Here is a 12157-nt window from a genome sequence, read left to right as displayed (position 1 = left end):
GGCAGAGTATGTCCCGGCATGGCAAGCAAGACAGTCGAGGCTGTGCTGTTTCCCGGGATCGATGTGCGAGTGGAGCGCGTCAGCGACTCCTCCGACGTCCTCGTGGTGGAGGCCGTGTCCACCGCTCGCCCGGGCCGGTGCCCGGACTGCCGGAAACAGGCGAGGCGCATACATAGCACGTATCAACGAGCCCTGAATGAAAGGCCATTGGGACCTCGCCGGGTCATAGTCCGGCTGCAGGTCCGCCGGTACTTCTGTGATCGGAAGAACTGTTCCCGCAAGACGTTCGTCGAGCAGGTGCCGGGTCTGTCCGAGCGGCACCGCCGCTCCAGCACCGGACTGACAGGCTGGCTGCGGTCGATCGAGCTCGGCGGCCGTCCGGCCGCGCGGCTGTGCCGCCGACTGCGGCTGGCCGCGGGCCGGACCCGGCTGCTCAGGCTGTTGACTGCGCCGACGGTGCCGGACCGTGCGCCGCGGGTGCTGGGGGTCGACGAGTTCGCCTTCCGCAAGGGCTGCACCTACGGCACCGTGCTGGTCGACGTCGAAGCCGGCCGGGTCGTGGACGTACTGCCCGACCGCACCTCGGAGACGTTCGCGGCCTGGCTCACCGAGCATCCCGGCGCCGAGATCATCTGCCGGGACCGGGCCACCGCTTACACCAAGGCGGTCAGGGAAGCCGCCCCGCATGCCCTGGAAGTCGCCGACCGGTGACATTTGCTTCAGAACCTGTCCGCGGCGGTGGAGAAGACCTGCCACCAGCACCGCGACTGCCTGCGCAAACGTGCCGAGGAGGAGACGGTGACCGAGGTGCCGGAGCCGCCCCCGATGCTGCTACCGCCCGCGGAGCTGCCCCGCACCCAGATCATCGAACGCACCCGCCATCGCTACGAGGACATTCACCGCCTGCTGGAGAAACGCTGGACGATCAGCGCGATTGCCCGCCGTTTGAACCTCGACCGCAAGACCGTGCGCCGCTTCCGCGACACCGACCTCGACGAGCTACTGGCCTCCGCTCGCGAGCGCCGCCCCAACGGGGTGCTGGAGCCGTTCAAGGCGTATCTCAACGCCCGCTTCACCGAGGCCCAAGGCCAGGTCAGCGGCACCCGACTGTTCCTGGAGATCCAGGATCGCGGCTCCCGCGGCAGCCGCCAGGTCGTCCGCAACACCTCGCCGCCCTTCGCGCGGGCACCGCCGAACCGGTCCGGGTCGACATTCCGAGCCCCCGCAAGATCACCTCGTGGATCATGCGGCCCCGGGAGAAGCTCACCGAAAGCCAGGACGAGCGACTCCTTCAAGTCCGGCTCGCCTGCCCCGACATCGCCCGGGCCTGTGATCTCGCTCGGGCGTTCGCCGACCTGGTCCGTCACCAGCGCGGATACCTCTTGCTGGAGTGGATCCGGCAGGCCGAGCAGGACGCACCGAAGCCGATGAAGGGCTTCGCCGGCTTCCTCCGCCAGGACCTCGACGCCGTAACCGCCGGTCTGACCCTGCCCTGGAGCTCTGGCGTCGTCGAGGGACACGTAAACCGGGTGAAAACACTCAAGCGAGCTATGTACGGCCGAGCCTCCTTCGCGCTCCTTCGGGCAAGAATCCTCACTCAGCCATGATCTCACCTGACCGCGAACGAGCCGACCGCACGAAGCAGCATCAGCTGTGAGAGGCCTGCATGCCATGTCTTTTCGGCGGCGCATCCTGCATCCGCATGCGAGTCGCCTGGTGGAACAGGCCGCGGACTCCGGTTACCAATGCCCATACCAAGAGGGGAAATGCCGCTACCCGCTCCATGCCGCCCATCCCGAGTCCGAGATAGCGGTGGGAGAGGAAGAGCCCAAAGGCTATGAGCGCCGTTACCCCCAGCAGGCTGGTCGCCCAGCGCAGCGGACCCGGCACATCGTCCGCCAGTCCTACGCCCGCTAGCACAAGCCCGATGTTGCCCATGGCCATGATGAGCAGCGCACCCAGGACATGCTGGTTCTCGTGGACGTCCGCAGGCGCCAGCCCGGTGATCACGAATCCCATGCCGGCGCAGGCCAGCAGCCACCGCACCACGAGCGGGCTCGCGCCTCTGCGCCATACAGCGCCGGTGAAGAAGACACCGACGGCGAGGAGCGTCCCCAAAGTGATGAACGAGGCGTTCATCAGGCCGTGTTCGGGCGAGCAGATATAGCGGGGTTCGGGTTCCGACTGCATGGCGCAGTGCGCGTTACCTAAGTCGCTGATGTTGTTCCGCGCCCAACTGTATGGTCTGGCCCAAGCTGATTCGGCGATCACGTGGGCCACAAAGAACTGCGCCACACCTGCAACCCACGCGGCGTATCCGATCCGAGACTTCATATCCACCTTCTCTCGCACGGTTCACGTGCGAACAGGGGATCATGCACTGCTGGCCTCAGGCACTCCTACAAGCCCCCGGGCACGAGGTAGGGCAGACCCCACATCCAGCCACGTCTCAGGGCTTCACGAAACTGCGGACAGAGCCAAAATCGCGGATCCTCATCAGGGCAGGGAGCTACCAGCAATGCGCAACGTCAGCCGCGGGCGACGCTCCCCGCTGGCCGCCCTGGTGAAAGCTCAGCAGCAGGAGAAGGAGGCCCCGCCGCGGCGTGAGCGAGCGCCACCCTTGTGGGTGATGACAGCCGCCTGGTTCGGCGAGACGCTCAGCAGAAGGTCGAGAACCCCACAGACCACTTCAGGGCCCGGCCGCGCAGCGCGGCCGGGCTCGCGCCGTGCGGCGGCGCGGCCATACCGCAGCGGCCGTTCCGCCCGGTGTCCCGTCTTGCTGAACGTGAGGCACTTCGGCGCTCTGACCTGCATAGCTCAGTTTGAGCGAGACCCCCAGAGCACACACTGTCTCGTTCGGTCTGAGGTATTCGGCCACGACTTTCCGAATCGGCGCGGTAGTTGGGAATGGTCCGGGGCCCTGCGATGTTCCACTAGGTGAATCCCGCCGACCTCTGAGGGATTAGGGCAAGTCTCCCTGTGATCTGAGGCAGCCGCACATGTCCGTGCCGGAGCGATGAGAGCAGGCAGCCAACACGCCTTGCGCGTGCGCGTCGGCCGCACTCGCGTGATCACGTCTGTTGCTCATGCCAGCAGGGGTGTTCAGGCTCGGCTGCCTGCGTGGCATCGGACTGGCCTCCCCTGCCGGACTTGCTTGGAGGGGAGACTTCGTGACCGTCAAGGTCCTGTCCGTGCTGTTCGTTCTGTCCGTGGCGTGCATCTTTGGCCTCATGTCCGCAATTGTGGCTGTCTCGCACGGTGCAAGGAGATGGGACGGGATACGCGCCGGAAGTACGGCCTTCATCAGCATCGCTGGCCTCGGAATGATCCTGGTCAACTACCTGATGCCCACCACATCCTCCTGACCGCGACCGAGAGTCGCAGGTGCCCCGGCCCGTGGCAGCGGGCCGGAGCACCTCAGTCAGACACCTCGGATTGAGCGAGACTGCCTCGCTTCCAGCGAGACCGGACACCCGGGCCGCCTGCTGGCAGTGCGGGAGTACGTCAGCAGGCGGCCGGTGTCCGCCGGGCGCAGGCTCGTCACCGAAATGCGGCTGCGCTGGCCGGTGGCAGGCCTTCGGCCGGTGCGGCCGGGCTGATCGGCTGGCGCAGGTCCAGGTAGCAGCGCAGCCGTACTCCGGGCTCGCCGGCGTCCCGCGTCGTGTGTTGTGCGGGCGACGTCGCCCACCGATCGGCGAGCAGCTGCTGGAAGGTCAGGGCGGTGGCGTCGTCGGCGGCCGCGACGTCGACGACGAGCAGGCCCGGCTCGCTCACGTGCGTCTCGTTGATCGAGTTCATGTACGGCACTACGCCCGGGCGCCCTGGGAGGGTTCCGCCGCGGCAGTGTCTTCACCCGACTGAGTGGTGGGCGGTCAGGGGCTGTCGCCGCCCCAGTCCCAGCGGGCTGGGTCGCCGGGCGCGGGCGGCACCGTGCGGGTGCCCTGCCGCGGCCGGTGGGACCGGCTCTCGGCAGGTCAACACGCGGTCAACGCCGCGCGTCCCCATCCGGGCCCTCGGCGAGCAAGCCATGGCGACCCTAAAGACCTGGCGCCTGCTGCGGAAACTCCGCAGCAGCACCGTCCGAATCACCGGCCTCGTCCAAGCCGTCCTCACCCTCCACCTGACCTGCTCAAAGTGAGGTTGACAAAGGCTCCATGCCGATCATCGCGGCTCAGGGGCCCGACGGCGAGCTACGATCGGCAAGTGGATCACGGACGCACCGCCCGCTGTCCGCGCTGCTGGCGGCGGCAGCTACGGTGCTGGTCAGTGCCTGCTCCCGACCCCTGCGATCCCGCGGGTGGGGCACCGCGTCCAGGAAGGGACGCAGACCGAAGGCGTCGATGAGGGGTGTGCAAGAAGCAGCGTGAGCCAGGTGCTCCAGCGCGACGCGTATGGTGCAGGGGGAGGCACGGTCTCGTTCGGTTCTCATGGGTCTCGACAACCACGTGATCACCGGCGCCGTGCCTGCGCTGCTTCTTGGCCCCAGTACGGGACATGACGCGACGTCATGGACGAGGCACATGAACCGGACGGATCCGCTTCATGCAGTGCCCCTGCCCATGGCCGATGCACCTGACGGATGTCAGTACAGTTCGGCGCGTCGATCAGTAATCTATTGGTTTGAGAGTAGGAGACTAACCATCGCGCTGAAGAACGCTCTTATAGCAGAGAGATAGGGGTTGACAGAGTTTATGTCTCTCACATTGATCGAGCGATTCTTGCGCGGATTGGAGATATCCCCCGACCGTGACGCCGTACGGGTCGGGTCGGATCTTGTCACCTATCGGCAGGCACACGAGACGGCTTTGCTCTGGGCCGGCTCGCTCATGGCGGATGGCTCTCATGGCTCGGTAGGAGTGCTGGCGGGCAAGAGCAGGGCGGCCTACGTGGGCCTGCTCGCAGTGCTGTACGCGGGTGGCACCGTTGTTCCACTACAGCCGAGCTTTCCCGCCAAACTGACCCGCCGGATGATGAAGATGGCCGGGGTGGACAAGCTGATCGCTGACGATCGCGGTCTGGCGGTTCTGCCGGAGATCCTCGACGAGGAAATGACCGTGAGGGTGCTAGACACCGACGGTCTTGCCGACAATTTTCCGACCATCCCGGTGACTTCGGATTCGGCGCTTTCGGCACCAGTCCAAGTCGCGGCCGATGGCCCAGCATACATTCTTTTCACATCGGGTTCAACGGGAGTCCCCAAGGGGGTTCCGATCTCGCATCGCGGTTTCGCAACCTATTTCGGCGAGCTTGACCGCCGTTGCGACTTCGGGTCGAATGATGTGTTCTCTCAGACCTTTGACCTGAATTTCGATCTTGGCATACATGACGTGTTCGCCGCATGGGGTGCGGGAGCGACGCTGCAGGAAGTCCCGCCGTCGGCTTACCGGGACCTTCCCGCATACGTTGCTGAGCACGGGATCACCGTATGGAACTCCACGCCCAGTGGCATCTGGATGACCCGGGAGATGGAAGGGCTGGAGAAGGGCGCACTCAACGGCCTGAGGTGGTCGTTCTTCGGTGGGGAGGCACTTCGCTGCCAGGACGTCGAGGACTGGCTGGTGGCCGCGCCGGGATCGAAGTTGGACAACATCTACGGGCCGACCGAGTTCTCGATCGGCATCTGCTGGCACCGCTGGCTGGGGGAAGAGTCGAAAAAACGCGGCGTCAACGGCACCGTGCCGATCGGCAAGGTGCATGCCGGCCATGACTTCCGACTGGTGACTGAGCAAGGGGAACAGTCCTCTGTGGAGGGCGAGCTGTGGGTCACCGGTCCGCAGATATCGACCGGCTATCTCGATCCGGCCGAAAACGAAGGCCGGTTCGTCGACCTCGACGGCCGGCGCTGGTACCGCACAGGTGACCGGGTGCGCGCGACCCCCGACGGCGACCTCTCCTACATCGGACGCCTGGACTCGCAGGTGAAGGTGCACGCGTGGCGCATTGAGCTCGCGGAAGTAGACCATGTGGTAAGCGAATGCGACGGGGTGCGCGACGCGGTCACCGTCCCCAAGCCCGCGGAGCACGGCACGGAGCTGATCGTCTTCTACACCGGCGACGAAGTGCCGGAGTCGACGTTGGCTAATGGCGTGCGCGCTGTGCTGCCGTACACGGTTCTTCCCCGCCGATACGTACACCTTGACGAGTTCCCGCTGAACTCGAACCGGAAGGTCGACCGGCTCGCCCTACGCAAGCGGGCGGAGGAGCTACGAGGCTGATTGAGGCGTCGAGAGGGGTGAGCGCGAGGAGCCCGGCACCCCCTGCCGTAGCGCCGCCTTCCATGGGCTCAGGCGTGATGCGTGCCTATTCCGTGAGACCGAGTTCGCGTAGGAACCTTCTACGAACCGCAGCCGTCGGCCTCAGTCACTCGACCTGCGGGCCTGCGAGGAGGGCGACTCGATCAGCCTCGACGTCGAAGCCGAGCACCGGACGGCCATAGTCGCTCTCGGAGTCCGTCAGTACCGGCTTGCCCAACCCCCGCCCGATCTCCCGGAGGAAGCCGCAGAACACATCAAGCCACTCCTGGCCCTGCAACTCCCGCAGGTCGACGTCGAAGTCGACTTCGGTGGCATGGAAACGGAAGATCGCCAGCACATCGTCCGTCGGGCGGACCCGCAGGTCCGGGCACTCGGCATCCGCCGGGCGGGACAGCACGCCCTCCGTCCAGGAGACCGGAAACACTGTCTCTCCCTCGGAGTACTGGCACTTCCAGCCCCTCTCCGCGACAAGATCAAGAACCGCCTACTGACGTTGTCGCTGTGATGTCGTCAAGGTGAGACCCGTTTCGGCGAGGCATCCGTTGATGAGGTTGCTGCGGTACTGGATCTGGCGGAGACCATGTCGGATCGTGCTGATGAGGTGGTCGGGGTCGGTGAAGGCGGTGTTGACCTGGCTGCTGCGCCGCAGCAGGGACTAGTGCTGGATTCCTCAAACGGAGTAGACGTATTGGCGGCGTAGGACGCGGGTTGAAGGTGTGGGTCTTCCCCATATCCAGGGCCGGGCTTGGGTGTTGAGCTGGGCTGTTGCCAGGCGGGTGGCTTGGTCGATCTCGGGTGGTCCGGCGAAGGACTGGCCGGCGAGGGCGGCTTTGCGGAAGATGCGCCACCAGCCTTCCTGGAGGTTGAGCCAGCAGGCGCCGACGGGGATGAAGACGTGCCGGATTCTTGGATGGTCCTCCAGCCAGGTGCGGGTAGACAGGCTGTTGTGCGAGGACAGGTTGTCGGTGACGACGTAGATGTCTCCGGCGGGATTGGCCGTCTCGATCTTCTGGAGAAACTGCTGGTAGAAGGCGCTGTTGCGGGAGGAGGCGGTCATGGTGATTTCATGTCCGTCGCGTACCCGCAGGGCGCCGTAGACCCAAGTTTTCTCCGGCCCGCGGCCGTAGTCGACCTCGGATTTGATGCGGTGGCCGTCCGGCGACCAGCCCGGCGCCGGCGGGAAGGTGCGGGGGATCACCGGTCCGAGCTCGTCGGCGCAGACGACCGTCGCGCCTTCGGGCGGGCAGGTGTAGAGCTCGATGATCCTGGTCCTTTTCCCTCGAACTCCGGGTCCTTCGAACGGGTCCAGGACCGGGTGCGGCGCCAGCGCACCCCCTCGGCCAGCAGGATCCGCCGGACCTGGCTGCGCCCGACCTGGATGCCCAGCCGCATCGCCTCAGTGGCCAGCGCGTCGAGGGTCCACTCCGGTGGCCCGGCCTCCTCCGCCGCGGCGAGGTCGCCGCCCGCCTGCACCGTCAGCCGACCCGGTGCCGACTGTCTGACCAGGCCAATGATCTGGGAGCGTTCCGCCTCGGAGATCCGTCGATTGCGGCCCTGCCCCCCAAGGTCTTCCAGCCCGTCCAGGCCTGATTGGTTGAAGCGGTGCAGCCACCGGCGAACCGTCTTGGCATTACACCTCAACTCCTCCGCAATGGCAGGCACTCGCTGTCCGGACCAGCTCAGCTCAACCATCCGGGCCCGCATCACCAGATCACGAGGCGCCTTGCGCGCTCGCGCCAGTCGACGCACGAGCTGATTCTCGCTCTCGTCACGGCTCGGCCGTGCTCGTAACACCACCGTCCAGCACCCGCCCCCGAGCACCCGAACCACCCCGCCACCAGGACATATACCCAGCGAAAGAGGAATCCAGCACTAGTACTGCAACGGTGCTTGTCGTGACTGATGGCCAGGCTGGTCGTTGGTGTGGTTGTGGGTGGGAACCTTGCTGATGTCAGGTTGTGGGCCGGTGAACTGACCGCTCTGCATGAGCGGTTCGTGCACCGGTTCAACAGGTCGGAGCCGCGTGAGTCGACGCTGGCTTATATGCGTGGGCTGATCGCACCGATGGAGCGGAAGAACGGCTGGACGCTGGCCGAACAGGCCGGGCATGCAGGCCCGGACCGTATCCACCGGATGCTGAACCGGATCGAGTGGGACGCCGAGGAGGTCCTCGACGACGTGCGCGATTATGTCGTTGAGCACCTCGGAGACCGGGATGCCGTCCTGATCGTGGACGACACGGGCTTCCTGAAGAAGGGGCTGCGGTCGGCTGGGGTGCAGAGGCAATACTCCGGCACGGCCGGTCGGACGGAGAACTGCCAGATCGGTGTCTTCCTCGCCTATGCCACCGACCGGGGGCGGACCCTGATCGACCGACGCCTGTATCTGCCCACGTCCTGGATGGAGGACCGCGAGCGCTGCCGCCGGGCCGGCATCGGTGACCATGTTGGGTTCGAGACGAAGGTGGCCATGGCGAAGGCGATGGTCCGTCGTGCCGTCGCGGACCGGATCCCGTTTCGGTGGGTGACCGCGGATGCCGCCTACGGATATTCCAAGGGCTGGCGGTTCGAGCTGGAGCAGGCCGATGTCTTCCACGTCATGGCCACCACCCGACATGACACCGTCGTCACCCGCTGGGCGATCGACCACCCCGTCCACGACCTGTTCAACGGTCTGCCGCGACAGAAGTGGAAACGCCGCTCCTGCGGCACCGGGGCTCACGGCCCGCGGATCTACGACTGGGCTCGCATCGAGGTGCGACCCTGGCACCGGCCCGATCGCCGCCACTGGGTCATCGCCCGCCGCAGCGTGAGCCGGCCCGGGGAGATCTCCTACTACATCGCCTACTGCCCCACCGAGACCACCCTCGACGACCTGATCCGCATCGCGGGCAGCCGGTGGGCCATTGAGGAATGCTTCCAGAGCGCGAAGCAGGAGTGTGGCCTGGACGACTACCAGGTCCGCCGGTATCCCGGCTGGCACCGCCACATGACCCTGGCCATGGCCGCCCATGCCTGCCTGACAGTGCTGCGGGCCCGCGAACTGGATGCCGACAAAGCAGAAACGGATCCTCCCCACTCATCCACCTCAGCCTCGCCGAGATCAGACGCCTGATCACCCGACTCACCGACCGCCGGCCCGTGAGCATCGACCACATCCTGCACTGGTCACACTGGCGGCGCCGACGCCAGTTCCAAGCCCGCATCAGCCACTACAAACGACGCGGACACAGCCCATGAAGCTGCCCAACACTCAGCACAAGCACCGTTGCAGTACTAGAGCGTGTCTCTTTGGTCGGCCTACGGACGCCACTCCTGGCGGTACTGGGGGTGCTCGGCGTACGACTGCGCCAGCACTTTGAGCGCGTACGCGAGCCCTGTGCGACGTGAATCCGCCGGGTCCATTTCCTGGTAGTCCCTGGCCAGCATGTCGACCAGGTCGAGCATCGGCAGGTGGCTGTCGAGGAGGGCGTCGGCGCCGAAGCGGTGGGCCACCTCGGCATAGGCGTGATTGTCCTCCATGTTGCGGTCCCGAAGGAACTTCACGAGGTCGTCCATGAGTTGATCTTCGCGCAGGGGCAAGGGCCAATCGGGTGGGCTCACCTTTATCAGTTCAGCTACGGAGCTGGCTCACCTGCGGGCCCAGATGAGGATGGCGGCGAGGTGAAGTGCGGCCTGGTAAGCGATGGCGAGCTTGTCCGTTCGCAGGGCCAGACCGCGCCACTGCTTGAACCGGTTGATGCATCGCTCGACCGCGTTGCGCTGCTTGTACGCCTCGGCGTCGAAGACTGGCGGGCGACCGCCGGCGCGACCTCGCCGCAGACGGTGACCAACCTGATCGGACGGCTGCGGAATGACGGCACGGATCCCTCGCCGGCGCAGCTGCCCACGGATCGCGCGGGACGAATACGCGCGATCTGCCAGGACGGCCTCCGGGCGGGTCCTCGGTCTACCGCGTCCGCTTCTCGGAACGCGGATGCCGGCCATGACGGCCTCGAAGGCCGGTGCGTCGCCCGCCTGGCCTGCGGTGACGTGGAGGGCCAGGGGTCGTGCATAGCTGTCGCTGGCGAGATGGACTTTCGTGCTCAGGCCGCCGCGGGAGCGTCCGAGCCCGTGATCGCCTGGTTCGGCGCGGTCCGAAGCCCCCTTTTCCTCGCCCCAGCGGCATGTTGATGGGCCCGGCAGACGGTGGAGTCCACCGACACGGTCCAGCCGATGTCGTCGCTTTCATCGGCCGCTGCCAGGACCGTGGCGAGGATCCGTGCCCAGGTGCCGTCCACGGCCCACCTGATCAGCCGTTTGTGAGCGGTCTGGAACGAGCCGAGCTCGTCCGGCAGGTCGCGCCAGGGCGAGCAGGTGCGGTACTTCCACGCGATGGCCTCCAGCGTGCGGCGGTGGTCGGCCCATCGCCGCCCACGGACCGGATCGGCCGGCATCAGCGGCTCGATCCGGTCCCACATCGCATCAGTGATCACTAAGCGGACAGACACATCCGATCAACTGACCAACCCATCAAAGAGACACGCTCTAGTACTGCAACGGTGCTTGTGCTGAGTGTTGGGCAGCTTCATGGGCTGTGTCCGCGTCGTTTGTAGTGGCTGATGCGGGCTTGGAACTGGCGTCGGCGCCGCCAGTGTGACCAGTGCAGGATGTGGTCGATGCTCACGGGCCGGCGGTCGGTGAGTCGGGTGATCAGGCGTCTGATCTCGGCGAGGCTGAGGTGGATGAGTGGGGAGGATCCGTTTCTGCTTTGTCGGCATCCAGTTCGCGGGCCCGCAGCACTGTCAGGCAGGCATGGGCGGCCATGGCCAGGGTCATGTGGCGGTGCCAGCCGGGATACCGGCGGACCTGGTAGTCGTCCAGGCCACACTCCTGCTTCGCGCTCTGGAAGCATTCCTCAATGGCCCACCGGCTGCCCGCGATGCGGATCAGGTCGTCGAGGGTGGTCTCGGTGGGGCAGTAGGCGATGTAGTAGGAGATCTCCCCGGGCCGGCTCACGCTGCGGCGGGCGATGACCCAGTGGCGGCGATCGGGCCGGTGCCAGGGTCGCACCTCGATGCGAGCCCAGTCGTAGATCCGCGGGCCGTGAGCCCCGGTGCCGCAGGAGCGGCGTTTCCACTTCTGTCGCGGCAGACCGTTGAACAGGTCGTGGACGGGGTGGTCGATCGCCCAGCGGGTGACGACGGTGTCATGTCGGGTGGTGGCCATGACGTGGAAGACATCGGCCTGCTCCAGCTCGAACCGCCAGCCCTTGGAATATCCGTAGGCGGCATCCGCGGTCACCCACCGAAACGGGATCCGGTCCGCGACGGCACGACGGACCATCGCCTTCGCCATGGCCACCTTCGTCTCGAACCCAACATGGTCACCGATGCCGGCCCGGCGGCAGCGCTCGCGGTCCTCCATCCAGGACGTGGGCAGATACAGGCGTCGGTCGATCAGGGTCCGCCCCCGGTCGGTGGCATAGGCGAGGAAGACACCGATCTGGCAGTTCTCCGTCCGACCGGCCGTGCCGGAGTATTGCCTCTGCACCCCAGCCGACCGCAGCCCCTTCTTCAGGAAGCCCGTGTCGTCCACGATCAGGACGGCATCCCGGTCTCCGAGGTGCTCAACGACATAATCGCGCACGTCGTCGAGGACCTCCTCGGCGTCCCACTCGATCCGGTTCAGCATCCGGTGGATACGGTCCGGGCCTGCATGCCCGGCCTGTTCGGCCAGCGTCCAGCCGTTCTTCCGCTCCATCGGTGCGATCAGCCCACGCATATAAGCCAGCGTCGACTCACGCGGCTCCGACCTGTTGAACCGGTGCACGAACCGCTCATGCAGAGCGGTCAGTTCACCGGCCCACAACCTGACATCAGCAAGGTTCCCACCCACAACCACACCAACGACCAGCCTGGCCAT

Annotated in this window: 12 protein-coding genes and 3 pseudogenes; 6 read left to right on the top strand and 9 right to left on the bottom strand. The window is 66.2% G+C overall.

Translation table 11 applies throughout. The features are described from left to right. Positions 1-18 precede the first annotated feature (18 nt). Both AVL59_RS48985 and AVL59_RS56555 read left to right on the top strand, forming a co-directional pair. Positions 19-711: an ISL3 family transposase gene (locus AVL59_RS48985; RefSeq protein WP_079146910.1), complete on the top strand. Its 693-nt coding sequence runs from the start codon at positions 19-21 to the stop codon at positions 709-711. Between the two features lie 533 nt (positions 712-1244). Continuing rightward, positions 1245-1607 carry a transposase gene (locus AVL59_RS56555; RefSeq protein WP_079146909.1) on the top strand — a complete coding sequence of 121 codons (363 nt, stop codon included), beginning with the start codon at positions 1245-1247 and terminating at the stop codon, positions 1605-1607. Between the two features lie 40 nt (positions 1608-1647). On the opposite strand, the gene AVL59_RS23160 is transcribed toward AVL59_RS56555, so the two are convergent. Continuing rightward, positions 1648-2334 carry a DUF998 domain-containing protein gene (locus AVL59_RS23160; RefSeq protein ID WP_067307597.1) on the bottom strand — a complete coding sequence of 229 codons (687 nt, stop codon included), beginning with the start codon at positions 2332-2334 and terminating at the stop codon, positions 1648-1650. 836 nt (positions 2335-3170) lie between these two features. Between AVL59_RS23160 and AVL59_RS23155 the strand changes: the two genes are divergently transcribed. Next, positions 3171-3365 carry a hypothetical protein gene (locus AVL59_RS23155; protein ID WP_067307595.1) on the top strand — a complete coding sequence of 65 codons (195 nt, stop codon included), beginning with the start codon at positions 3171-3173 and terminating at the stop codon, positions 3363-3365. 175 nt (positions 3366-3540) lie between these two features. Here the strand turns inward: AVL59_RS23155 and AVL59_RS53035 are convergent, their stop codons facing one another. Beyond that, positions 3541-3798 (bottom strand): DUF6207 family protein, encoded by a 258-nt coding sequence (locus AVL59_RS53035; protein ID WP_162494763.1) that lies wholly within the window; start codon positions 3796-3798, stop codon positions 3541-3543. A 108-nt stretch (positions 3799-3906) separates the two neighbouring features. Between AVL59_RS53035 and AVL59_RS48970 the strand changes: the two are divergent. Further along, positions 3907-4138: pseudogene (locus tag AVL59_RS48970) on the top strand (IS5/IS1182 family transposase); the annotation flags it as partial. A 553-nt stretch (positions 4139-4691) separates the two neighbouring features. Further along, the gene (locus AVL59_RS23145; protein WP_067307588.1) at positions 4692-6215 is read left to right on the top strand and encodes an AMP-binding protein; all 1524 of its coding nucleotides are present in this window, start codon (positions 4692-4694) and stop codon (positions 6213-6215) included. 145 nt (positions 6216-6360) lie between these two features. Here AVL59_RS23145 and AVL59_RS23140 read toward each other — a convergent pair. The 4 genes and pseudogenes from AVL59_RS23140 to AVL59_RS23130 form a co-directional block, all read right to left on the bottom strand. Further along, positions 6361-6738: pseudogene (locus AVL59_RS23140) on the bottom strand (hypothetical protein); the annotation flags it as partial. Beyond that, positions 6739-6909, bottom strand: a pseudogene (locus AVL59_RS54725) (IS630 family transposase); the annotation flags it as partial. A 15-nt stretch (positions 6910-6924) separates the two neighbouring features. Beyond that, positions 6925-7515, bottom strand: coding sequence for an IS630 family transposase (locus AVL59_RS23135; RefSeq protein ID WP_107407382.1), 591 nt, complete (start codon positions 7513-7515; stop codon positions 6925-6927). Next, entirely contained in the window at positions 7449-8003 is a 555-nt protein-coding gene (locus AVL59_RS23130) for a helix-turn-helix domain-containing protein (protein WP_237281623.1), read from the bottom strand. The genes AVL59_RS23135 and AVL59_RS23130 overlap by 67 nt, the downstream gene beginning before the upstream one ends. Before the next feature lie 180 nt (positions 8004-8183). Between AVL59_RS23130 and AVL59_RS23125 the strand changes: the two genes are divergently transcribed. Next, positions 8184-9368 carry an IS701 family transposase gene (locus AVL59_RS23125; RefSeq protein WP_067307580.1) on the top strand — a complete coding sequence of 395 codons (1185 nt, stop codon included), beginning with the start codon at positions 8184-8186 and terminating at the stop codon, positions 9366-9368. A gap of 185 nt (positions 9369-9553) precedes the next feature. Here AVL59_RS23125 and AVL59_RS23120 read toward each other — a convergent pair whose 3' ends face one another. The 3 genes from AVL59_RS23120 to AVL59_RS23110 form a co-directional block, all read right to left on the bottom strand. After that, positions 9554-9811, bottom strand: coding sequence for a DUF6221 family protein (locus AVL59_RS23120; protein WP_067307583.1), 258 nt, complete (start codon positions 9809-9811; stop codon positions 9554-9556). 72 nt (positions 9812-9883) lie between these two features. After that, positions 9884-10743 (bottom strand): IS5 family transposase gene (locus AVL59_RS48965; protein ID WP_099053112.1). Its coding sequence is split into 2 segments (ribosomal slippage): positions 9884-10392 and positions 10392-10743, totalling 861 coding nucleotides; the frame shifts between segments, so codons are not numbered across the junction. 202 nt (positions 10744-10945) lie between these two features. Next, a complete protein-coding gene (locus tag AVL59_RS23110; protein ID WP_067307580.1) occupies positions 10946-12130 on the bottom strand; it encodes an IS701 family transposase in 1185 nt (394 codons plus the stop codon). Positions 12131-12157: the final 27 nt, after the last annotated feature.

The sequence above is a fragment of the Streptomyces griseochromogenes genome (genome assembly GCF_001542625.1).
Taxonomy (GTDB): domain Bacteria; phylum Actinomycetota; class Actinomycetes; order Streptomycetales; family Streptomycetaceae; genus Streptomyces; species Streptomyces griseochromogenes.
This window is presented reverse-complemented; position numbering and strand designations above follow the sequence as displayed.